Source organism: Cloacibacterium sp. (genome assembly GCF_047601505.1).
Classification (GTDB): domain Bacteria; phylum Bacteroidota; class Bacteroidia; order Flavobacteriales; family Weeksellaceae; genus Cloacibacterium.
In genome coordinates this window covers 2,361,608-2,386,222 of record NZ_JASGJD010000001.1, presented here as the reverse complement: position 1 = coordinate 2,386,222, position 24,615 = coordinate 2,361,608, and the positions used below count along the sequence as shown (strand labels likewise).

The 24,615-nt window shown below is 32.4% G+C and carries 23 protein-coding genes and 2 pseudogenes; 21 read left to right on the top strand and 4 right to left on the bottom strand.

The genetic code is table 11. From position 1 onward, the window contains the following. Positions 1-6: 6 nt before the first annotated feature. The 4 genes and pseudogenes from QM746_RS10925 to QM746_RS10910 all read right to left on the bottom strand — a co-directional run. On the bottom strand, positions 7-213 hold the full coding sequence (locus QM746_RS10925) for a GDCCVxC domain-containing (seleno)protein (protein ID WP_081457773.1): 207 nt from the start codon (positions 211-213) through the stop codon (positions 7-9). Continuing rightward, positions 213-815 carry a mercuric transport protein MerTP gene (gene merTP / locus QM746_RS10920; protein ID WP_185229391.1) on the bottom strand — a complete coding sequence of 201 codons (603 nt, stop codon included), beginning with the start codon at positions 813-815 and terminating at the stop codon, positions 213-215. Before merTP ends, QM746_RS10925 begins: the two co-directional genes overlap by 1 nt. Further along, positions 812-1,186: an ArsR/SmtB family transcription factor gene (locus tag QM746_RS10915; protein ID WP_414984254.1), complete on the bottom strand. Its 375-nt coding sequence runs from the start codon at positions 1,184-1,186 to the stop codon at positions 812-814. Before QM746_RS10915 ends, merTP begins: the two co-directional genes overlap by 4 nt. Positions 1,187-1,335: 149 nt before the next feature. Further along, positions 1,336-2,556 (bottom strand): annotated as a pseudogene (locus QM746_RS10910) (TraM recognition domain-containing protein); the annotation flags it as partial. Between the two features lie 122 nt (positions 2,557-2,678). Here QM746_RS10910 and QM746_RS10905 point away from each other — a divergent pair. The 21 genes and pseudogenes from QM746_RS10905 to QM746_RS10805 all read left to right on the top strand — a co-directional run bounded on the left by QM746_RS10905 (position 2,679) and on the right by QM746_RS10805 (position 24,561). Then, positions 2,679-3,422, top strand: coding sequence for a DUF6577 family protein (locus QM746_RS10905; protein WP_414985144.1), 744 nt, complete (start codon positions 2,679-2,681; stop codon positions 3,420-3,422). 27 nt (positions 3,423-3,449) lie between these two features. After that, entirely contained in the window at positions 3,450-4,538 is a 1,089-nt protein-coding gene (locus tag QM746_RS10900) for a nucleotidyl transferase AbiEii/AbiGii toxin family protein (protein WP_414984253.1), read from the top strand. Between the two features lie 40 nt (positions 4,539-4,578). After that, positions 4,579-4,722 carry a hypothetical protein gene (locus QM746_RS10895; protein WP_414984252.1) on the top strand — a complete coding sequence of 48 codons (144 nt, stop codon included), beginning with the start codon at positions 4,579-4,581 and terminating at the stop codon, positions 4,720-4,722. 450 nt (positions 4,723-5,172) lie between these two features. Further along, positions 5,173-5,574, top strand: coding sequence for a hypothetical protein (locus QM746_RS10890; protein ID WP_414984251.1), 402 nt, complete (start codon positions 5,173-5,175; stop codon positions 5,572-5,574). Positions 5,575-5,712: 138 nt separating this feature from the next. Further along, a complete protein-coding gene (locus QM746_RS10885) occupies positions 5,713-6,021 on the top strand; it encodes a heavy-metal-associated domain-containing protein (RefSeq protein WP_414984250.1) in 309 nt (102 codons plus the stop codon). A 93-nt stretch (positions 6,022-6,114) separates the two neighbouring features. Next, positions 6,115-6,405 (top strand): DUF3347 domain-containing protein, encoded by a 291-nt coding sequence (locus QM746_RS10880; RefSeq protein WP_414984249.1) that lies wholly within the window; start codon positions 6,115-6,117, stop codon positions 6,403-6,405. Then, positions 6,390-6,563, top strand: coding sequence for a hypothetical protein (locus QM746_RS10875; protein WP_414984248.1), 174 nt, complete (start codon positions 6,390-6,392; stop codon positions 6,561-6,563). The genes QM746_RS10880 and QM746_RS10875 overlap by 16 nt, the downstream gene beginning before the upstream one ends. 228 nt (positions 6,564-6,791) lie before the next feature. Further along, complete coding sequence (locus QM746_RS10870; RefSeq protein WP_414984247.1) at positions 6,792-7,403, top strand: DUF3347 domain-containing protein; 612 nt, start codon at positions 6,792-6,794, stop codon at positions 7,401-7,403. Positions 7,404-7,420: 17 nt separating this feature from the next. Beyond that, entirely contained in the window at positions 7,421-8,728 is a 1,308-nt protein-coding gene (locus QM746_RS10865) for an efflux RND transporter permease subunit (RefSeq protein ID WP_414984246.1), read from the top strand. Then, positions 8,712-10,661 (top strand): efflux RND transporter permease subunit, encoded by a 1,950-nt coding sequence (locus QM746_RS10860; protein ID WP_414984245.1) that lies wholly within the window; start codon positions 8,712-8,714, stop codon positions 10,659-10,661. Before QM746_RS10865 ends, QM746_RS10860 begins: the two co-directional genes overlap by 17 nt. Before the next feature lie 5 nt (positions 10,662-10,666). Continuing rightward, a complete protein-coding gene (locus tag QM746_RS10855) occupies positions 10,667-11,929 on the top strand; it encodes a TolC family protein (RefSeq protein WP_414984244.1) in 1,263 nt (420 codons plus the stop codon). Positions 11,930-11,931: 2 nt separating this feature from the next. After that, a complete protein-coding gene (locus tag QM746_RS10850) occupies positions 11,932-13,176 on the top strand; it encodes an efflux RND transporter periplasmic adaptor subunit (protein WP_414984243.1) in 1,245 nt (414 codons plus the stop codon). A gap of 16 nt (positions 13,177-13,192) precedes the next feature. Further along, on the top strand, positions 13,193-14,425 hold the full coding sequence (locus tag QM746_RS10845) for an efflux RND transporter periplasmic adaptor subunit (protein ID WP_414984242.1): 1,233 nt from the start codon (positions 13,193-13,195) through the stop codon (positions 14,423-14,425). 627 nt (positions 14,426-15,052) lie between these two features. Then, positions 15,053-16,561 (top strand): annotated as a pseudogene (locus QM746_RS10840) (helicase-related protein); the annotation flags it as partial. Positions 16,562-17,403: 842 nt separating this feature from the next. Beyond that, entirely contained in the window at positions 17,404-17,709 is a 306-nt protein-coding gene (locus tag QM746_RS10835; protein WP_414984241.1) for a helix-turn-helix domain-containing protein, read from the top strand. Continuing rightward, positions 17,706-18,935 (top strand): type II toxin-antitoxin system HipA family toxin, encoded by a 1,230-nt coding sequence (locus tag QM746_RS10830; protein ID WP_414984240.1) that lies wholly within the window; start codon positions 17,706-17,708, stop codon positions 18,933-18,935. Before QM746_RS10835 ends, QM746_RS10830 begins: the two co-directional genes overlap by 4 nt. A 620-nt stretch (positions 18,936-19,555) precedes the next feature. Then, positions 19,556-19,921, top strand: a complete 366-nt coding sequence (locus tag QM746_RS10825) for a helix-turn-helix domain-containing protein (protein WP_414984239.1) — start codon at positions 19,556-19,558, stop codon at positions 19,919-19,921. A 915-nt stretch (positions 19,922-20,836) separates the two neighbouring features. Further along, positions 20,837-21,976, top strand: coding sequence for a tyrosine-type recombinase/integrase (locus QM746_RS10820; RefSeq protein WP_414984238.1), 1,140 nt, complete (start codon positions 20,837-20,839; stop codon positions 21,974-21,976). A gap of 13 nt (positions 21,977-21,989) precedes the next feature. Further along, entirely contained in the window at positions 21,990-23,117 is a 1,128-nt protein-coding gene (locus QM746_RS10815; protein ID WP_414984237.1) for a hypothetical protein, read from the top strand. 101 nt (positions 23,118-23,218) lie between these two features. Next, positions 23,219-23,491, top strand: a complete 273-nt coding sequence (locus QM746_RS10810) for a helix-turn-helix domain-containing protein (RefSeq protein WP_414984236.1) — start codon at positions 23,219-23,221, stop codon at positions 23,489-23,491. Then, positions 23,479-24,561, top strand: coding sequence for a BT4734/BF3469 family protein (locus QM746_RS10805; protein WP_414984235.1), 1,083 nt, complete (start codon positions 23,479-23,481; stop codon positions 24,559-24,561). Before QM746_RS10810 ends, QM746_RS10805 begins: the two co-directional genes overlap by 13 nt. Positions 24,562-24,615: the final 54 nt, after the last annotated feature.

Sequence of the window (24,615 nt, the reverse complement as noted above, 5' to 3'; positions counted from 1 at the left end):
TTCTATTTAGCAACATTTTTTTTCCTTTTGTATTGGTGGACAAGGAACACTGGCATAACTACAATACACACAGCAGTCGCCTTGTAGTGGTTTTAACCTTGTTTTGCAATTTTTACATTCATAAAAATACTGACAAGTATCAGTTGGCATTGTTTCCTCTTTTTTGTGCCCACATTTTGGGCAAGTTATTATTGATTGTAATTTAATTTCCATTATGATATAACTTTACTTTTTAGTGATTTATAACCTGTCGAATTGATAGCTTTTTCGATTTCAGCAATACTGGTTTGCTTATTATCAAACTTGACAATAGCGTTGCTTTTCTCATAGGAAACGACAACTTCGATAATTCCTTTTAGTTTGCTAATCTCTGTTTTAATATGATGTTCACAACCTGAACAAGTCATTCCTTTAATTGTAAACTCAACTTTCTGAATTTTGGAACTTTGGGTAATAATTGTTTTGTTTTCGGGCTTTGGAAAAAAGATGTGAGCGTAAATTGGAAATGATAAAAGTAAAGCCGCCACAAGGGTAATAATTCCTAAAAATGATTTTGTTTGCATAAAATTTGTTTTTTCAGTTGTTTCACATTTACAGTCAATTTTCTTTTGCGGTTTCAACTTTTGATACCAAGCAAAACCAATGACTAAAATTGTTAAACCGATAAAATATGGTCGGAAAGGTTCGAGCCAGGAAAAGTTTGAAGCAAGTCCACTCGTCCCTGCTATGAGAGCTAAAACAGGTGTAATGCAACACAATGAAGCTGCAATTGCTGTCAAAAGTCCAGTCCCGACTAATTTGTTGTCCGTTTTCATATTGTTTCTAAAATTTTGTTATCGTCAAGTATTTTAAAAAATGGTTCCAACATTTTTTCATACTCTTTCGTCAACGAGTAAAAAATGGTTTGCGCCTCTCTTTCGGTTTCAATAAGCTTTCGGTCTTTAAGTTTTCTCAAGTGCTGAGAAATTGCTGAAATTGTCATTCCAAGAATTTCACTCACATCACAAACACAAAGTCGTTTTTCTTCATAAAGAAGAAACAGAATTTTCAACCTTACATTGTTTCCCGCCAATTCAAGTCCGTTAGACAAATAGTCAAACGAACCTTGGAGTTCTGAAACTCGTTCTTTACAGCGATTAATTTGTTTAATGTCTGCCTTTTGTCGTGTACAAGAAGTATTATCCATAATGCAAATGTAACTAATTTGTTTATTTAAGCAAATGCTAAATTATGAGTATTAAAATTTGGCATTTTATATGTTGACGTAATGGTGCTGTTACTTTTAATTCTTCTAACAATATATTAATAGAAAAATCACAAAAATATTTAGTATAATCATTCTTTCTGCACCAAATGCTGTAAGTTAGGGTCATTCTTGATACGCTCCATTTCACTAACAACAATATTCAGAATGTCTGATTTTATCTGCTTGTAATTGTTTTCTATTTCCTGCTTCATCTTATCCTCGCCCTCCTCATTCACAAAAGAAAGGATTTGCGGTATTTGCTGATAGGCTTTGCTTTCTGCCGCTACCTTTTCATTATCCACCACAATTTCAGCGTGAAATATTTTTTGCTCGATACGTTCATCAAAGTTATCCGAAACGGCTCCGACAAACATACCCTGTGTAAGCGTGGATATTTTGGAAGCCGGAATAAGGCTGTCTAACTGTGTGGAGATAGAGGTAGATTTATCATTGCGGTTAATCGTCATACTCTGACGTTTCTGCAATACTTTCCCGAAGCGTTCCGATAGGCTTTTTGCCGTTTCTCCAACCACCTGACCACTGAATATATTGCCAACGGTATTCTGAATTACCTTGCTTTCCTTATCGCCGTAATCCCTCGTCAACTGCGAAAAATCCTGAAAACCCAAACATACCGCAACCTTATTACTTCTCGCCGTTGCGATAAGATTGTCCAGTCCCCTGAAATAAATCGTGGGCAACTCATCTATGATAACCGAACTCTTTAGCTGTCCCTTTTTATTAATCAGTTTTACAATCCTTGAATTGTACAAACCCAACGCTGCTGAATAAATATTTTGACGGTCGGGGTTATTACCAACGCATAAAATCTTCGGCTCTTTCGGGTTGTTAATGTCAAGCGTAAAATCATCACCTGTCATTACCCAGTATAGTTGCGGGCTGATCATTCTTGATAGCGGAATTTTTGCCGATGCTATTTGTCCTTGCAACTGGTCTTGCGCTCCGCCTTGCCACGCATCCATAAAGGGCGACAAATAATTTTCCAAATCGGGGTATGATGTTAAAATCGTGAATACGTCCGAATACTTTTTATTCAGTAATTCAATAGCGTGTGGGAATGTACAATACTTGCCATCCTCATAGATTTTCAGATACCAAATAATAGCAGCCAATAAGATAATTGGGCTTTCCACGAAAAAATCCCCTTGCTTCTGTATCCACGACCTGTTAAGGTTCAGCATTATGGTATATGCGGCTTCGTAGGCATCTGAAATATCCGTCATAAAGTCGGGATTGAGCGGGTTGCAACGGTGGCTCTTGCGTGGGTCGTCGAAATTTATCACGTAAAATACCATTTAATTTTGCCCCAACGCACCCAAGCCCACTCACTACTCTAAATTCTAAATATTGGCAATTAATACGCATTGCTGCCAATTCATAGAATTTTTTTATCTTTGCTTAAAATTTTTAAATCATCGCAACGGATAAACTAAATACAAACAAACTAAAAAGCCATTTCAAGAACAAATCTGTTTTTGAAACTAAGGATATTATTGCCTTTTACGAACAAATTGACGGCAACATAAAATCAACAACCATAAATTGGAGAATTTACGATTTGGTTCAAAATGGTATTTTACAACGAATCGGTAGAGGGAAGTTTACTATAGGTGAAGAAAAAAAATATACTCCCGAAATTTCATCAACAATAAAAACTGTTTTCAAAAAACTAAAAATAGAATTTCCTTATACAAACATTTGTGTTTGGAACACGTCTGTTCTTAATGAATTTATGCAACACCAACCCAACCATTTTTTCATATTGGTAGAAACAGACAAAGAAACAACCAATTCCGTTTTTTACTTTTTGAGAGAAATTAAAAAGTCGGTTTTTATTGAGCCTACTAACGATATTTTAGAAAAATACAACTTAAACGAAAGAGAAACATTCATCATCAAACCAATTATTTCAGAAGCCCCAACACAAAATATAAATGGAATAGAAACGGTAACCATAGAAAAAATGTTAGTGGATATTTTTTGCGATGACGTTATTTTTTCGGCTCAACAAGGTGGAGAAATGCGAACTATTTTTAAAAATGCTTTTGAAAAATATACAATAAACCAAAGTAAAATGCTTCGCTATGCAGATAGACGTAGAAAGAAAGAAGAATTAAATCAATTTATAAAAACAATTTCAAATTTATGGCAATAATATAAATACAGTGCCAAAATATAGATTATGATAAACCAAAGTGAACTATCAGCCGAATGGCTTAATAAAATATCAAAACAACACCGAAATGCGGATAAAATTCTTGTTGAAAAAGTTATCCGAGCATTGCTATTATTGGAAGGTTTAGCAGAGAAAAATCTACCATTTATTTTTAAAGGAGGAACAGCTTTGATGCTTCACTTCAATTCAGCAAAGCGTTTATCTATCGACATTGATATTATTCTATCGAATGAAATTGAAAATTTGGAAAGCATTTTAGACGCTATTGCAGAAGAACAAGGTTTTTTGAGAAAAGAATTACAACACCGAAGCACAAACTCAAAAATCAAAGAAGAACATTATAAATTTTTTTACACACCTTTACACAAAACAAAAAAGGACGAAGAATATGTTTTGTTGGACATTCTTTTTGAAGACGTAAATTACGTCAATATAATTTCTTTGCCCATCCAATTCGATTTTGTTCCTCAATCGGATAAACCGTTGCAAGTAAATGTACCAAGCTTAGAAGATATTTTAGGTGATAAACTTACCGCTTTTGCACCAAATACCATAGGTATTCCGTACTTCAAAAAAGAGGATAGTATGAGTATGGAAATCATCAAACAACTATATGACATAGGAAATTTGTTTGATGTTGCACAAGATTTAGACATTATTAAAACTACGTTTTATCAGTTTGCAAAAACTGAAATTGCTTATAGAAATTCAGAAGAAATTACAGAAAGTGATGTGTTGGAAGATATATACCAAACCGCACTTTCTATTGTGAGCAGAGGAACTGATGGAAATGGAAACTTTGACGAACTGCAAAAGGGAATTTTACGTATAAAACCGTTTATCTTTTCAGAAGTTTATCACATTGAAAAAGCGATTGCACACGCTTCAAAGGCGGCTTATCTTTCAGCTTTGATACAGCACGATGCAAAAACGATTGAAAAATTTGAAAATCCACTTCAAATGAAAGATTGGCAAATTGACGAGCCACTGAATAAAAAGCTAAACAAACTTAAAAAATCCAATCCTGAAGCTTTTTTCTATTGGTATAAAATTTATGAACTGAAAAGCACTAAAGCGCCACGAAATAGAACATAATGTAAAAACCATATTCGAAAATTTTTCAAATGAAAATTTCTTGTTCGATTTGCTGTTGGCTTATGGCATTTCTAAAACTTCTATTACATTTGCATTTTTCCAACCGCACAAAGCTAGACAAAAAATGAAAAGAGCTACCAAGCCAACGCTCAACAGAACGACTGAAAAGAACCACTACCGATAATAACCAGAGTTTCGTCTTGGCCCGTAGGACATGAGATGAAACTCCTGTTGAACGGAAGCTTCGGGAGCTTTTTCAGCGTTATGGATTTACCGTAAAGTTTTTAGAAGATATTTCAAGAGACTTCTATAAAGGTCTTTTTTTTGTGGGCGAAATTGGTGCTTTTCCTTCACGTTTGGGCATAATTTCCCTTACCCAAAATCTATTTTTTATGCGTTGGCTGGCTTCGGCTCATCTCCAAAAACCAACGTGGTGGACCTCGCAAATCAAAGGTCGCAATGCTCACCAAATTGCCAACTATACAACAACTGTATTTTGGTTGAAATGCTTTGGGCGGAAGTTTTTCTTTGGGCTGGATGCCTGTAAATCGTCAGCAAAAAGTGGACATTAGATATTAAAAAATTAAAGGTTATACTAACTAATATAAAAAAAAATAATTACCTTTGTAGGGTAATGTTAAAAAATATTTACTTATTACTCATTTTTATTCTTGGTTTCTTTTTGACACCAAGTGTTACTTATGCGTGTAGTAAATCATCAAATAATGTTGCAAAAGAATGCTCTATAAGAGAATTAAATAAGGAAAAATCACATCAAAAGCATATAAGAGATGTAAAAAATAATCAATGTGAAAAAGACCATCCTTGTAATAGTAATAATGGAAGTTGCAATGGTAAATGCGGTCATTCTTCATGTCGTTGTATAACATTTTATTCTAATTATTTATTTATTCCTCAGTATATAAATACAGAATATAGAAGTTTCTCTTTGGAAAAAACACAAAAATTCTCGTATAAAAAAGACTATATTTCTTCAGGCTTTTATTTCATTTGGCAACCACCTAAAATAAGCTAAATCTATGGCTTGATAGCCATAAATGCGTGTTTTCAAAATCAATTTTTTGTAATGAAAACAATATTTAGTATTATTTTTTCAATTATCAAACCATAATAGGTTTGTTATTAATTGTCTGTTTCCAAAATTTTAAATATAATGAAATCAGTATCAAGAATATTGGTGGTAATCACTGTATTACTATCATCTATAAGCAGTTTCGCACAAATCAAAAATGCAAGAACGGAAACTGTTAAAATCAATGGTAATTGCGGCATGTGTAAGTCAAATATTGAAAATGCTGGCAATGTACAAAATGTAGCCAATGTGATTTGGAATTTAGATGCCAAAATAGCTACACTGAAATATGATAGTTTAAAGACTAATAAGGATGAAATTCTTCAAAGAATTGCCTTAGCTGGGTATGATAATGAAAACTTCAGAGCTTCGGATAATATTTATTTATAACTTCCAAAATGTTGCCAGTATAAAAGAGAATTGAAGGCTGTTACTCATCAAAATGATTTTAAAAGAGATAGTTGTTCAAATCATAAACTAGTAATGCCTTCTACAAATTCAGTAAAACAATATAAACTAGTTTTAGATAACTATTTTTCAATCAAAGATGCATTAGTAAAATCTGATGGAATTTCAGCTTCTAAAAAAGCAATCCAATTAACTAATGTTATCAAAACTATTGAAATGGATAAGTTAAACACAGAAGGTCATAATGTATGGATGAAGGTAATGAAAGATTTATTATTTGATTCTGAACATATTTCTGAAACAAAAGATGTGGCACATCAACGAAAACATTTTAATCTCTTTCGAGTAATATGTATGTACTCATAAAGAATACAAATCCTGAAATTATAATTTATTACCAGTATTGCCCTATGTACAATGGTGGTAAAGGAGCAAATTGGTTAAGAAAAGAGAATATTATTAAAAATCCATATTTTGGGGATCAAATGTTGACTTGTGGTAGAACCATTGAAACGATTAGGTAATTTTATATAATTTATAAAATAGTATAATTATCTAGAACCATGTGTTGGCAGTAGAGTATAACCTGATAGCAATTTACTCTTGTTACTGGTGTAGTCTTTGTTAAACCTATTGACACTTTATTATTATATAAGTGTGTAATTCTATTGAGTAATAATACCTATTTCTTTAATCAGGACGATTTATAGAAAAATTTAATTCAAATCAATAATAATTTAATTTATAAAAAAATGAAAAATTTAATCTTTGGCTTAGCCACTATTTTATTAATTGCGCTTGTAGCATGTAATAACAATAAAGAAAAAAAAGATTTAAAAATGACAGATATGATGGAAATGAATCATGATAATAAACCCTTAGATTCTGATTCTATTGACAATAAATCATTTCATGGAAATTCTCAGACAAAGGAACTTTCACAGCCTTTTATTGAAAATTACTTAAATTTAAAAGATGCTCTTGTATCAGATGATGCATCATCAGCTGCAATTGCCGCAAAACTATTGCTGGCCTCTACCAGCAATATTGATATGAAAGCAATACCAAGTGAAAGACATGAGCGATATATGGAAATAGCAAAGCTTATTGCTGAAAATTCTAATCATATTGCCAAAAATGTTGAAAATATATCTCATCAGAGAGAGTACTTTGAGTTACTTAGCCAAAATATTAATGAACTAATAATGCTATTTGGATCATCACAAACATTGTACAAAGATTTTTGTCCAATGTTTAATGAAGGAAAAGGAGGTGTGTGGATTAGTCAGAGTAAAGAAATTAAAAATCCTTTCTATGGTAAGGAAATGTTAACCTGTGGTGAAGTAAAAGAAATTATCCGTTAATTTAATCTCATGAAAAAATGGTACAAAAAATAATAGAGATTTCTCTCAAAAACCGATATATTGTTTTATTGTTGGCGATCGGGCTTTTTGTTTGGGGGATATCTGCAATCAAAAAAAATCCCATTGATGCCATTCCAGACCTCAGTGAAAATCAGGTAATTGTTTTCACTGAATGGATGGGGCGTAGTCCACAGGTTATGGAAGATCAGGTTACTTATCCTTTGGTAAGTAACCTTCAAGGGGTTCCTAAAGTAAAGAACATTCGTGCAGCTTCTATGTTTGGGATGAGCTTTGTCTATGTGATTTTTGAAGATGATGTAGATGTATATTGGGCAAGAACACGAGTGTTGGAACGTCTCAACTACGCCCAAAGATTACTTCCTCAAGGTGTCACTCCAGCTTTAGGACCTGACGGAACAGGTGTTGGACATATCTTTTGGTATCATCTTGACGCTCCCAAAATGGACTTAGGTGAACAAAGGGCATTACAGGATTGGTATGTTAAATTTGCCTTACAGACAGTTCCGGGTGTTGCGGAAGTAGCATCTTACGGAGGTTTTGAAAAGCAATATCAGCTGGTTGTTGATCCTGTAAAACTACAATATTACAACATCTCACTAATGGATGTAATGAACAAAGTAAAGGCCAATAACAACGATGTAGGCGGCAGAAAATTTGAAATGAGCGATATGGCGTACATCATACGTGGTTTGGGATATGTTAAAAATAAAGAAGATATTGAAAATATCGCTTTAGGCAATTATAACGGCATACCAGTCAGTGTAAAAGATATTGGGCAAGTACAAATGGGTGGTGACCTAAGGCTCGGTATTTTTGATGCGGACGGTAATGGCGAAGTGGTAGGTGGCATTGTAGTGATGCGTTACGGCGAGAATGCAGATCAGGTGATTAAAGCCGTGAAAGAAAAGCTAAAAGATGTGGAAAAAGGCTTGCCAGAAGGCGTAAAGTTCAAGACATCTTATGACCGAAGTACACTGATCGAAGCAGCAATAGATACGATTAAATCAAAAATCATAGAAGAGATCATTGTAGTAGCAGTCATTGTCATTTTGTTTTTATTTCATTGGCGAAGTGCTTTAAGTATTATTATACAAATACCCGTAACTATTGCCATCAGTTTTATATTGCTCAATGCTTTTGGACTTTCATCCAATATCATGTCATTAACAGGTATTGCACTGGCAATTGGTGTTATCGTGGATAATGGTATTATCATGTCCGAAAATGCCTACCGAAGCCTTTCGCTTTGGCAAAAAAACAATCATTCAACCACTAAACAAGATTCCCATGAAAAAATGGTTTAATAATATATTCAAAAAAAGACGTTCGGAAAACAGCGATACCATTCCAGAAAAAACGAGAATGCAAATCATTGAGCAGTCCTGTAAGCAGGTTTCAAGAGGCGTTTTCTTTTCTACCATCATTATCGTTACCTCATTTCTACCCGTTTTTTTATTGACTGGGCAGGAAGGTAAATTATTCCATCCCTTGGCATACACCAAAACGTTTATCCTTGTAGTAGATGCCATTTTGGTATTAACGCTTGCTCCTGTATTGATTTCCTTTTTTATGAAAGGAAAGTTCAAAGGAGATGATAAAAATCCTATTAATAAAGGATTAGAAAAAGTTTATGAGCCTATTATACGTTGGTGTACAAAATGGCGAAAGACAGTATTAGGAATTAACATAGTGGCGTTGCTTATCAGTATTCCTTTGGTGATGAATTTGGGCAGGGAATTTATGCCTCCTTTAGATGAAGGTTCTATTCTTTTTATGCCGGTTACGCTTCCAGATGTTTCCAATTCGGAAATAAAAAGAATATTACAAGTACAAGATAAGCTTATAAAGTCTGTTCCAGAAGTAGATCACGTACTAGGAAAAGCGGGAAGAGCTGCTACGGCAACCGATAATTCCCCCATCAGTATGATTGAAACAATTGTTTTGCTCAAACCGCAGGCTGAGTGGCGTGACGGAATGACTAAAGATGATATTATCAATGAACTGAATTCAAAACTTCAGATGCCTGGTGTTACCAATGGCTGGACAATGCCTATTATCAACCGAATCAATATGCTTTCTACCGGGATCAGAACGGATGTAGGAATCAAAGTATATGGTCAAAATCTGGACAGTATTTATACTTTATCACAAAAAATCAGTAAAGAATTACAGGGAATAGACGGTATCAAAGATATGTATGTGGAACCTATTACTGGAGGGAAATATGTTGATATAGCGGTTAAAAGAACAGAAATAGGTAGATATAACCTTAGTGTGGATGATGTGAATGCCGTGGTAGAATCTGCTTTGGGAGGTATGAAATTGACCTCCACTATAGAAGGAAGACAACGTTTTTCTGTCAATGCAAGATATGGGCAGGATTTCAGAAATAACCTTGAATCTCTAAAAAGATTACCAGTACAAACTATGCAGTTCGGTAGTATTCCTTTGGAAGCTGTAGCAGATGTACGCTTGAGCGAAGGCCCTCCAATGATCAATTCTGAAAACGCTATGCTGCGTGGGGCAGTACTTTTCAACGTAAGGGAAAGAGATTTGGGAAGTACAGTAAGTGATGCCAAAGAAAAGCTCAATAGCATGATTTCAAAAATGCCTAAAGGCTATTATGTGGAATGGAGCGGACAGTATGAAAATCTTATCCGTGGCGAGCAAACCCTTAAAATGATATTGCCTGTGGTACTGTTCATTATCTTTTTGTCTATGTATTTTGCTTTCCATTCATTCAGAGAAGCATTCTTCAGCCTGATCAGTATTCCTTTCGCTCTGATTGGAGGTGCTTTTATGATCTCAATTTGGGGTGTTAATATGTCTATTGCAGTAGCTGTTGGATTTATTGCATTATTTGGTTTGGCGGTAGAAACTGGAATTGTGATGGTCATTTATCTCAACGATGCCATGCAGCAACTCGTAACACTAAAAGGAAATTCCAGTGAAACCATTACGAAGGAAGATTTGCGAGAATATGTTATTGCTGGTGCAGCCAAAAGACTTCGCCCAAAAATTATGACGGTTGCGGTTACCCTATTTGGACTGGTTCCTATTTTATGGAGCCACGGTGTGGGCAGCGATATGATGAAACCTATTGTACTTCCTATGGTTGGTGGTGTTTTCACGTCTGCAATCCACATTCTTTTGGTTACACCAATTATCTTTCTGATGACAAAAGAATACGAATTGAGAAAGTTCGGAAAAATAGAAGTTTTAGATGCAAAACATTAGAAGATATGAAGAAAATATATAGCATAATTGCCTTGTACTTGTTGGTTATATCGGTACAGGCACAGAAACAGAAAATGAGTCTTAATAATATTCTCGATAGCATTAGGCTTAGGCATCCTGTGGTCAAAATGTATGATAGTGAGATTCGTTCGATGGATGAGGCAGCAAAAGGAGCGAGAAGCTGGATGCCTCCGCAAATAGGCTTCGGTCAGTTTATGACACCATATAATGTCAATCTGTGGCAAAAAAGAGGAGAAATGCAGGGGATGGGCTCTGTAATGTTATCTGCAGAACAAATGTTTCCGAACAAAAAAAAGCTGGATGCAAATGAAGCTTATATGAATGCGATGTCCGCTACCGAAAAGGAAATGAAGGAAGCGAAAATCAATGATCTGGTAAGCAATGCCAAACAGTTGTATTTTGAATGGATCATACTGGATAAAAAACTGAAAGTAGTCAAAGAAAATGAAAAACTTTTGGAATTTATGATTCGTAATGCAGAGTTACGGTACAAAAACGGATTAGATAAAATCAGCGCCTATTATAAAACCAAGGCGGCTTTGGGAAATTCTAAAAACATGCAGTTGATGTATGAAAATGATATCCGAGAAAAACGCATCAGGCTTAATTCCCTTATGAACAGAGACCCTATGTCTTCTTTAGAAATAGATTCCGCTTACCAGTTCAACGATTATTCCGATTTGCTTTTTGACAAAGATTTTTTCTATCAAAATCGAAGTGACCTTAAAGCATTGGACAATGAAATCAATAAATCCCAACTGAAGCAAGAACTTGAAAAACAAAGCCTGAAACCTGAATTCGGAGTAAAGTTTGACAATGCGATTGGATTTGGCGGTCAACCGATGCAGTATTCTGCTATGGTGATGGTAAAACTACCGATGGCAAAATGGTCTTCTAAAATGAACAAAGCCAATATAGAGAGCTTGAAATGGAAAGAAGACGCCTTGCAAGGGCAAAAGGAAATGATGGCCAATGAATACAGTGGCATGGCTTATGGTATGCGCAACGAATTTGAGCTAAACCAAAATCAGCTCAAACTGTATGAACTGGAAATCATCCCCGCACTTCAGAATAATTACAGATCTATGCAAACGGGATACGAACAGAACACAGAAGAACTATTTATGCTGTATGATGCCTGGGAAAAACTGAATATGACCCAGATAGAATATTTTGATATTCTTTCAAAGGCTTTCAGTATGCAGGTGGCATTAGATCAATTAATTCAAAAAAATCAAATGAAGTAGTTATGAATCTTAAGATTATAATATTATTGTTTAGCCTGTCCGTATTTTTTGTGGCATGCAAAAACGAAGCAGATAAGCACAAGGGACATACAGAGATCAAAGAAAGTTACACCTGTCCCATGCATCCACAAATTATTAAAGATGCGCCAGGCAATTGCCCTATTTGCGGGATGAAACTGGTACCAAAAGAAGATGGTAAAGAAAAGCAAGCTATAAAAGATACGGCATTGTCTGCCTTGTTAAAACCTACCAATGAATTTGCTATTTCTTCCATTCCTACCGTAAAGACTATACATAAATATTTACCCCTCACATTGAAAGCACTGGGTGCGGTTTCTTATGACACACGGCAGATGGGAAGCGTATCCGCTAACATATCAGGAAGGATAGAAAAACTGTATGTCAGAAGCCGTTATCAACAGGTAAAAAAAGGACAGCGTATAATGGATATTTACAGTCCCGAAATCTTAACCGCTCAGGAAAATCTGCTGATGGTATTAAGAAATGACCCTTCTAACGAAATGATGATTTCCTCGGCTAAGCAAAAGCTATTGTTACTTGGTATGTCTGGTCAGCAATTACAGGAGGTCATCAAAAAAGGAAAACCTGATTTTAGTATTTCTGTATTTAGCAATTATAACGGATATATCAAAGATGTGCAGGGAGGAATGCCGAGAGAAGCTACTTCGGCTATGAGTAATGTTTCGCAGCAAACGGCTGAACTCTCCGTAAAAGAAGGAATGTATGTCCAAAAAGGACAAACTGTTTTCAATGTGTATGACCCCTCAAAAGCCTGGGTAGTACTCAATATATATCCGCAGGACATGAAGCTAATTAAGGTAGGACAACTGGTAAATATCGTTCCGGATGTAGCAAAAAGCAAAATGATTGAAGGTAAAATAAATTTTATAGAACCTTTTTACCAAAACGGAACCAAAACGGTCACGGTACGTGTCTATTTCAATAATGCACAGTATAAGCTCCCGATAGGTTCACAAGTGGAAGCTTCTTTTGCGAGTGAAATGAAGCTTGCCGATTGGATACCCTCGACCTCGGTACTGTCGCTTGGGTTAGACAAAATTGTATTTGTGAAGCATGAGGGCACTTTTGAAGCTAAAAAAATTCAGATAGGTATTGCTAATGATCAAATGGTAGAGATTATAAGCGGATTAGATGGCAATGATCAAATTGCCGAAAATGCTCAGTATCTCATGGATAGTGAAAGTTTTATTAAAGTGAATAATTAATTCAAAATTATATCGAATGAAAAATTTAATTATTATATTGACAGCGCTGTTGATCGTTGTTTCCTGCAAACAGAAAAAACATGACGAGTACGGACATGATATGGCAAATATGGAAGCAGGAAGCACTTATTACACCTGTTCTATGCATCCACAGATTGTTGCAAACAAACCTGGTAAATGTCCGATATGCCATATGGATCTGGTTGCTGTAAAAAAAGATAACAATGAGAAAGATATATTACAGTTAAGTGACCAGCAGATACAGCTGGGCAATATACATACTGACACAGTGAAAAATGGGAATTTAGCAGATCAGCTTATAACCACCGGAATTTTAAATTTCGATCAGGATAAAAAAATTGCCATCAGTGCACGAGTGATGGGACGTATTGAAAAGTTATATTATAAAAATAATGGAGAATTCGTTCAGAAAGGAGCTCCTGTTTTTGCTATTTACAGCGAAGAATTAAATAACGCCAAGCAAGAATATATCCATGCCTTAGAACGAGCAAAAACCTTTGAAAATGGGGCAGTCACAGTAGTTAATTTGCAACAATTGGTAGAAAGTGCTAAAAATAAATTGCTGTTATGGGGCATGACGGAAAGCCAGATAAAGGAGCTTGCACAAAGTAAAAAAAGCCAGTCTTTAACGACCTATTACAGTCCGGCATCAGGATATATCGTATCGGTAGATGTGGTGGAAGGCGGATATGCAATGGAAGGTTCTCCTATATTGAATCTGGCCAGTTTATCAACCTTATGGGCAGAAGCGCAGGTATATATCAGTCAGATGTCAGCTATTGCACCTGATAGTAAAGTGGTAGTAAAGATCCCTGATATGGGAAATATAGCGATTGAAGGGCATATTTCATTTATTAACCCAGAGGTAGATCCTTCTACAAGAATCAATCTTGTGCGTATTTCAATACCCAACAAAAACAATATGCTGAGACCCGGTATGCCAGCATATATTTTATTTCAACAATCAAAACAATCAGGGTTTTTCCTTCCCACAGATGCCGTACTGCGAGACGGGAAATCAGCTAATATCTGGGTGCAGGTTTCCAAAGGAAAATTTAAAAATAAAATGGTGAAAACAGGATTGGAAACCGGAGGTAAAATAGAAATACTTTCAGGTTTAGTAGAGGGCGATGTTGTGGTAACCTCGGGTGTTTATTTGCTCAATAGCGAATATATCTTTAAAAACGGGGCTGATCCAATGGCTGGGCATGATATGAAAAAGATGTAAATGTTGAAAATAACAGAATAATGTTGAATTAAAATAATTATTAAAAAAGATTAAGTTTTATAATCTGTTTTTTACTTATATTTAATGAAGTTTGTATTATTTTTCTAGTAACAGAAAAACAAGAGGCTGTCTCAAAAAAATTGAGAACAGCCTTTTTTGATGATTTTAATATTCCTAAATGAGAGGTATTTTCATTTAGAGAAATCTCAACATACATATTTTATTTATTTATGTGAAAGTCTCTATTAGATCTAAACTTATAATTTGAAAAAATTAAATATTTTTAATAAATTCTACAAAAAATTATATTAGTCACTCGTAGTGCATTATAAAAAAGGTTGCTCAAATAACTAGAGATTAGTATATTGCATTGACTACCAATCAAATACGATTATAAACAGCCTTGAAGCAAGTTACAAATTAATTTTAAATAATTTAAGAGAAATTTCTGAAACTAAAAATTTTTATTTGAAGATGTTTAAGTTAAATTAATTTGAGTAAATTTGTCATAATAAAACGAATCAAAAACCTGCATTTTCAAAGTGAGTCATTCGGTGAGTAGCTGAAACCTGATTTCAGAAAATGTCGATAAATAAAGAGATTTAAAGAGAGAGTGGTTTTCCCTCACTATCTGCAACTCCATTTACCAATAAACCCCTAGAATATTATTCAATACTATCACTTATTGCTAACAAGCGTTTAGAAGAATCGGGGTATTTCAATGTGAATACTTTCTTTGAAACCTTTATGGAGGCAGATAATGATATGGAGATTGATGCAAAAGGTGATGTGAAATTTAAAGCCAACGTTAGAAGATTTAAAAATAATTCTCTCTTTCAACAACTTTTGTCTGAATTTATTGATATTAAAGGAGAAGAAGACAATCCAGAACTGAAACGCCCTAACAAAATCAATAAAGAATATAAAATTGAGCAAAATGATTTAACGAAAGAGCAATACGATTTGCTTAGTGAGAGCTTTAATGAAACTCAGAAAGGAGCAATCCTTACTCATATTCTTAATGCTCGTCTAATTGCAATTTCTCCATATTTATCGCCTTATTATAATGACGGAAATCCTTCGGTTAAAGAGTTTATTGAAAATTCATCGAAATTGAAACAAACGATGGATTTAATTCAACAGAATAAAAAAGATATTCCAAAGTCTGGACAAATTATTTATTCTGAATTGGCAGTTGCTGAATTTCCAAAACTCAAAGAATATCTTATTCAAGAAATTGGTTTTAAACCTGAAGAAATTGGAATTATTACAGGAGCAACAAATAAAAATCAAAGAATTGCTATTCAAAATGATTTTAATATTGGAAAAATAAAGGTAGTTATTGGAAGTGAAGCTATTCAGGAAGGAATGAATCTTCAGGAAAATACAACTGATATTTATATGCTTTCGTTGCCATATAATTTCACTTCGTTGCGACAAGTTGAAGGACGAGCGTGGAGACAAGGAAACAAAAACGAAAATGTTCGAATCAATTTTATGCTGACTAATGACAGTATTGATGTATTTATGCTTCAAAAACTGCAATCTAAACAAGCAAGATATTTGGAAGCAATGAAAAAAGGTGCAGATGTTTTGGATATTTCTGACATTAGCACTCAAGAGTTAAAAACAGCAATCATTACTAATCCAGAAACTAGAGCAAATATTGAAATTGAGTTGATGAAGAAGAGAATTGAAAGCGAGAAAAATAAACACCTTGCTGATATTGCATTTGTTTTAAGAAAACATCAGAATTTTTTAAAAGTACAAGAAGAAGTTATCAAAGCTCAGAATAATTATAACAGAATTCTAGGCTATTCTAATGAGGAAGGAGATAATTCACAATATTGGGGAAATCAATTGCAATTCTATAAAAAGTCAATTGATTTAGCAAAAGAAAAAGTGCAAGAGGAGATTGATTATTTATTGCAAAAAGGAGTAAATGTTTCTGAGATTGAATATCAAAAAAAAGTAACTGAAAATAAGATTGAAGAATTGGATGAAAAATTGGATGAGTTGCCTAATGTTCGAGAGGAATTGGTTTCTAAGTACCAAGAAGAAAAGGAAATGCAATTGAAGATTAATAAAAATAAAGACTATATGGAAGAGAGAAAGGTTGAAAACTCTGAATTATTTATTGCATTACAATTAGGAATAATTGAAAGAAAAAGCAATTTAATCTCTTTTGAAGATAAACTAAAATCTTATGTAATGAGAAGGTAAAAGAAGCATATTTATGCTTACAATTGAATTTTATGAAATAATTTAGTAAGCATTGTATAATGTAAATGTTTCTATTGTTTTTTTCTTTGCTGAAGACAAGTTCTTAATCTAATTAACAATGCTAAGATCCCAAGCTTTATAAAAAAGATTTAAAATAGAAAAGCCAATCTATGGCTTGATAGTTTCAAGACTTTACTAGTTTAAGATTTGAAAAACTCAATATCATATGAAGATGTTCAATTCTTAGTAGAAAATTTCACTTTGGACTATTGAGGCAATCAGTGGTTATAACTATGTTGGTGCGCCCATAGCCAGCTATAAAGTGATTTTCTCTGTACATTAAGTTATGCTAGTGTTGATGAGATATCTGTTTTATATGAAAATATTCGTGAATAATCAGAGAGTCAACTCCAAATCTATATCGAATTTGAAATAGTCAATTGACATTATGGAAGTTTTTTTTATTATTTTAGGAAAAATTGTGAATTCCTAATATATTGCTTGTTGATTAAAATTGATGTTAAAAATTAGACGAAATCATTTTGTAACAAATTTTTTATTATAGCACTATTTCTGAGTTGAAAAAAATAAATAGAATTATTGTCTACTACTTTACTGAATTCAAGTCTTTAATTTTTAAGAAAATCTTTAATATTTATAGTTGAATTAACCTAGCTTAATGTTAATTGTTTTTAGTATATTTGTAATATAATAATGTTATTTATCGCAAATAAATACACTTAAATATTACTATTATGTTATTTATTTCATCTTCAAAAGCGCAAAAAAAATTAGCTGAAAATATTCGTGAAAGAAGGTTACAAATGGATCTTACGCAAGAAGGTTTAGCAGAGAGATCAGGTGTGTCTTTGTCCACATTGAGGAAATTTGAACAAAAAGGAAGTATTTCTTTAGAATCGTTTTTAAAATTACTTTCCGTAATTGGCGGTTTAGAGGAAGTTATCAACGCTTTAAAACCTAGCAAACCTAATTTTAAATCAATTGACGAAGTCTTAAAAACAGAGGCAGAAATCACCAAAAAAAGGGGCAGGAAAAAATGAAAACAGCGATTAAAGAAATAAAAGTAGGATTGGATTTTGGCACTGGTGTTCAATCTGTTGGACGTTTGGCAATTCGGAATGGCATTATCTATTTTGAGTATGACAATGATTTTTTGCAAACAGGAATAGAAATTTCACCTATTAAACTTCCTTTAAAACGAGGTTTAATAGAGTTTCCTGTAAACCATTTTGAAGGTTTAGCAGGTGTATTTAATGATAGTTTACCCGATGGTTGGGGAAGATTGCTTTTTGACCGTATGCTTCGTACTGAAGGTATTTTACCATCAGAAGTTACTCCTCTCGATCGTTTGGCTTATGTTGGTTTACAAGGTTTGGGTGCATTGGTTTATGAGCCAGACCAAAGTCCTGACGCTAATAATGAAATGATAGATTTAGATGTGTTGGCTTTGCAAACAAAAGAAGTTTTAGAAGGAGGGTCTGATGAAGTTATTGCAGAACTTTTGGCATTGAATGGTTCTTCAGCTGGAGCAAGGCCAAAAGCGTTGATTGGCGTAGATAAAGAAAGAAAAAATATTTCGTATGGAGCTCATCAGTTAAGAGATGGTTTTGAACCTTGGATAGTAAAATTTCAAAACTCACAAGATGGCAATGATTCTGGTGCGATTGAATATATATATGCTTTAATGGCTACAGAAGCAGGAATTGCAATGCCAAAAGTTCATTTATTTTCATCACAAAAAGGAAATGGTTATTTTGCAGTAAAACGTTTTGACAGAGAAGGAAATAAACGCCTTCACATGCACACTGTTAGTGGATTAATTCACAGTAATTTTAGATTTCCTTCTCTTGATTATGAAGATTTATTGTCTTTGACAAGTTATTTAACGAAAGATATTCGAGAGGTGGAAAAAATGTTTCGATTAGCCGTTTTCAATGTCATGGCACATAATCAAGATGACCATGCAAAGAATTTTTCGTTTTTGATGAATGAATTGGGCGAATGGAAATTATCTCCAGCTTATGACCTTACCTTTTCAAACGGGCCTGGTGGCGAACAAAGTACTATGGTATTGGGTGAGGGTAGAAATATAACCTTAAAACATCTTTCAAAATTGGGTATAGAAGCTCATCTTTCAAAAGAATTCATAGAGAATGTTATTAAGCAGACAGCTTCCACACTAAGTAAATGGACAAACCTATCAAAAGATTTTGGAGTTAGTAAATCCAACAGAGAATTAATAAGTAGATTAATTAAAACATTTTAATATAAAATTTGAGCTTTAAACGTTAGAATTAGAAATTATTTTCGTCCTAAAAATAGATGAAAATTGAGGTGTACTGGCGAAATGTATCAAAGATCACTGTGGCATTCGGGAAATATTAGTTATTTGATTTACAGTTATTTACAAGGTTGGAGGTGTACAGAAGTAGTACAAATGTATTTTAAAATTTATTGTAGAATATTGTAAAATATTGGTTTACAGCTGTTTAATGTGACGAGATTCGTGCGGAAAAGTAGAAAAAAAAGATGTTGCAGCATCTTAATTCTGTACCACTTTTGTACACCTTGTATTGTATAAACCACCATTAATAAACACTTCTTTAAATACTGTATCGGAAAGTAATCGCTGTTTTCTAAGTACTATATTTCTACTATACAACCCGCATTAATAATGGAAAATCTGAAAGTGTTAATTGACATTTTCTGACATTTGTTGACATATTTTATACTACTAAATGTGATACTCCGTTGTTTTTAATCTCTAAAAAAATGAATTTTAGGATACTCTAAGAAAAATTTAAACGGTAAATAATCGTAGATACACGTAAATACCGCTAAATACTGAGAGAGATTATTAACATAAAGAAAATTGGAAAGTATCAAATGAGCAGTAACATTAGGATTGAGAAGATTTGTATCTTCTGTAAAGAGAAATTCATCGCTAAAACATTCTCCACAAAATATTGTTCTCACAGATGTAATCAAAAGGATTATAAGAAGAAAGTTAAAGAGGAGAAACTCCAAAAATCAAAAAAAGAATTTCAAACGGAGCTAAAACTGAAACAACTGAAAGTAGTTTCTATTGAAGATGTTCAGAAGAAAACATATCTCACAATAAAAGAAGTTTGTTTACTTATGAATATCTCTGAATCTACAATCAGAAAACTCATTAAGAATGGAGAATTGAAAACAATCCGTGTTGGTAAGAAACATTTTCTTTTGAAATCAGATTTGAATAATTTCCGCTGAGATTAATCATCAAATATTCAAAATTTACGTTGTAATAAATTCAAAAATCGGATTTAAACAATTTTCAATGGAATTACACAGAGAAACGAATTAAAATTGTTGTAACTTCTTTAAAATCGTAAATGGTGTTTTGAGTGTTATTTTCTTAATAGGAGTTGTTTCTTATTTCCTTTTTGTTAGAATTTTGTTGGTTCCTATATACTTATATACCATTGAATATAAATATTTTATATAAGTATATATATTATATATAATATAAAAGGATATTTATAAAGAGGATATTTTTAGTAGTAGTAGTAGTAGTAGTAGAGGAAAAATCAGTTAAAACAGTAATAAATTAAGAGGATATATAAAGAAAATTAACCGAAAAATTCGAAAATTTCAAAAATTTCAAAAAACGAACTGAAAATTAAGGAGAAAATTTCAAACCGAAGAGGAGATTTCTGCTGTGAGGTTTGAAATTTTGTAGTTGATTTTCAAAATATTACAAAGATGATAGTATCAAATGATATTATAGGACAAACAGAAAAGGATGTTAGAATGATTTTAATATCAAAGTTGATGAATTTGTAATGAAAGAAAATTTACGATGTAGAACTTTTTAAAAACAGTAGTTGTATTTTCAAAATTAAAGGTAGAACTTTACACCACTTTACAATTGAGGGAGTCGAAGTTTTAATGAGTAAAGAGAATCCGAACAGAAATGTTTGGATTTTTTTGTTTAAAAATTAGGTAAACAACTGATACAGACTACCACTATTTAACCGCTGTAAGAATGTGGTTAGTTTCACATAGAGAAAGTAAACTTAGAAATTCTGAAACAATGTAATTAGGTTAATACCACACGTTTACTGTTGTCTCCGAAGCGAGTTAGGGGGAATGTTACACCACAATTAGTAACAAAACCTAAGAAAAATGAAAGTTTATTTAAAAACCAGAGAGGGGAAACTCAGTAAAAAAAGTATTGAAAAAGGAAGAGTAAAAATGAATAGTTTGTTTTTGATGTTCCACGATAGTTTAACTCAAAAAAGGAGTTATGAATTTTTGAAACTTTATATCTACGATAAACCGAAAACGATAATTGAGAAAGACCACAACAAAGAAACATTACAACTTGCTGAATCTATAAAAGCTCAAAAGGTATTAGAGTTTAATTCGAGAAAACACGGATTTGTAAGTAATTTAAGTGGTAAGATTGGATTTCTGAACTACTTTAATGAATTGGTTGAAAAGAAATATGATTCAAAGGGAACTCACGGAAATTGGTTTAGTACTTTGAAACATCTAACTATTTTTTGTAAAGGAGTAGATATTCAGATTTCCAAAATAGATGAAATATTTTTGGAGAATTTTAAAGAATATCTTTTGAAAGAAAAAATCTCTAATAACGGAGGAAGATTGTCACAGAATACGGCGTTATCATACTTTAATAAAGTAAGAACTGCGTTAAAAGAGGCTCATAGAAGTAAAATGATTTCGGATAATCCAGTAGTGAGAGTAAAAACGATAAAGGAGAAAGAAACCAACAGAGAATATCTCACTTTGGAAGAATTAAAAATGTTAGTAAAAACCGAATGTGAACTACCAATAATGAAAGATGCTTTTATTTTCAGCTGTTTGACGGGAGTAAGGTTTTGCGATGTTGAAAATTTGAAATGGAGAGATTTGTTTTATGACTCTGAGAATGGTTGGATTCTAAAATATATACAACAGAAGACCAAAGGAGTAGAAAACCTACCGATAAATGAGCAGGCGGTTAAACTTCTTGGAGAGAAGAAAGCTGATGATATTTCATTGTTTGAGAATTTAAAGTATAGTGCCCCAAACAACAAAAAAATACATAAATGGGTAAAAGAAGCTGGAATCGATAAACACATCACTTACCACAGTTCACGACATACTTTTGCTACACTACAATTAACGATGGGTACCGACATTTATACAGTTAGTAAATTATTAGGACATCGAAATCTGAAAACTACAGAAATCTATACAAAAGTGATTGATAAAAAGAAGATAGATGCTGTATCTAAAATTCCTGATTTATATTTGTAGAAAATAGGAATTAATGGATTATTATGATGAAACAGGTAAGTTGATTGATGATGAGGATTTACTTTTTCAAATGCTAATACCTTCTTCATATGATTCTCAAAGAGTAGATGATGTAATTGTTGATTTTGATAACATAAAACAGATTTACAATTTGTTAATTGAAGACGAAGAAAGTTTAGATAAAGATTCAATATTAAAAATTAATGATGAATTATACGGAGTAAAAACTACTTATAAAGAAAAATTAGAAGTTTGGGAGAAATATAAACAATCTCCTTTGATAGAACACTTGATTTCTTTTGAGGGTAGAATTACGAAAGCTCGTGTTAATGTATATCCTGAAAGAAATCAAATCGAAAAATATTTAAAATATACTTCAAAATGGGTATATGAAAAATTAAAGAATAAGAAAGATGAAATTTCTATTTACATCTATGATGATTATAAATCAGATTATGATAGGAAATTTCCAAATTTGGAAAATATCAACAAAGAAATTGAACGTGTAGAAGAAAACATCAAAAGTACTGTTGGAAACTATGGTTTAAACAGAAAATTAAACGATTATTCAAACTATTTTGGAGATTTAACTATTGATGTAAGTTTCTTTAATTTAAAAGATAAAGATAAAATTGAAAATATATTTGCTACAGCAATAGGAATCGGTTTGTTGTATGGAAGTTATCAATATCTCTCCTTTTTGAAGTCTAAAAAACGTGATTTAGAAGAATTACCGAGGTACAAGTTAAAAAGTAATCAAAGTTATTATAGTGATTTTTCTGATACAGAATTAGAAAAGATTTTTAATGAATTGGTAAAAAAAGAATTTATTAATGAGATGGATTCTATAGATTTCATTAATATTTTCAGAGAAACAAAATTTAAAGATGTTAAACCGATTGTATGGAAGAAAGTTAGTAGTAGATGGTTATCAATCTTAACTTTAGTAGAATTATTAGTAAAACCAGATTATGCCGATGAAAGACAGTTTAGAATCACATTGGGTAATTGTTTCTGTTTTAAAAAAGATAGTAATATTGTTGAAGACGTTGGTAAATCATTAAAAAATCCATTGAAGAAAATAAGAGATGGACATTCTTTAAATCCAAACATAAAAAATATAGTAGAATATAATAAATAGTTGTTGTATAATTTGACCCGAGATGTATCTCGGGTTTTTCAATTTATATCCGAGAGAGGTTTTTGAAAATTGAGCCATAATTAACATTAATACATAGAATTATGGTAGAAAATTCAAACAAAGAAACTTTAGATTTCTTAAAAAAGAGAAAACTCAATTCAAGAGAAGCTGCACTATATTTGGGTATAAGCGTAATAACTTTGAGAAGAAAAGCAGGAAAAGGTGAAATCGCATCTTACAAAGATGGAAGATTCCACTTTGAAATGTCAGATTTAGATGAATATCTATTATCAAAACGAAGAAGCAGTGTAGAACAATCCCGAGAGGTAGCCGCAATGTTAAATTTTAAAATTTCGAAGAAATGGAAGATTTAATGTTTAACGAATACAAAAATTCTTTTACTTCAAGTAGTATAGAAGTTTCTGAAAAAGAAATTATCGAAAAAATCAGAACAGGGTATAGAATTAAAGGAAAAATCGGTAAATTAAGAAAAGAACTTCAAAAAAATGGTAAAACTTTTTATTATAAGAATTGGAAAAGTCATCTTCCTGCGTTCATTATTGGAGGTAAATACTCAAATAGTGGTAGAAAATCGGAACATTTGCAAATTTACAATGGTTGGATGGTATTAGATATTGATGGTATTAAAAGTGAGGAAGAATATCAGGAGCTTTTTAATAAAACAATAAAGAATCCATTTGTTAGAGCAGTTTTTCGATCTCCATCAGGAAATGGGATGAAAATTATTGTGGTAACTGATAATAAAGATTCTGAAAAACACACCGAACTTTACAAAAAGTTGTTGAAATATTATGAATCTATTTTGAACGTAAAATTTGATGAAACCACTTGTGAAGTCAATCGTTTGTGTTTTTATTCTTATGACCCTAATATTTATCATAATGAAAGTTCAGAAATTCTTGAATTTGGAACTTTAGGAGAAAATTTTTCAAATGAAGAATCACACGAAAAGATTTTTGAAACTAAATTCTTAAATGAAATTCAATTTGCGATAGATTTTACAAATAAGGTAACAAAATTTCACAATAGGAATAGAAATAATTACATCTACTTATTGGGTAAAAATTGTTGTGGTTACGGAATGGATAAACAAACAGTAATCGACTATTGTATAATTCATTTTAGTGATGAAGATTTTGATGGAAACGAAATCGAATTAGCAATAGAAAACGGTTATTTAGAAAAAAAGGATATTTTTGGAAAATATGGATATAGATTTGACCATATTAAAAAATCGGAGAAAATTGAACAAAAAAGAATTTCATCAGAGATTTCTATTTTTGAAAAATTTTCTTCAAAACTGGATTCCACATTTTCACAAAAATATAAGAATGTGTTGAATCAACTGAAAACCGAAAGAGATAAAGAAATGTATATCTTGGGAATGATTACAACTTTGGAATCAATTTACAAAACAGAATAATATCTCATTGAGAGTTGGAAAATAGTGAACAAAATAATATCTTTACACTAACAA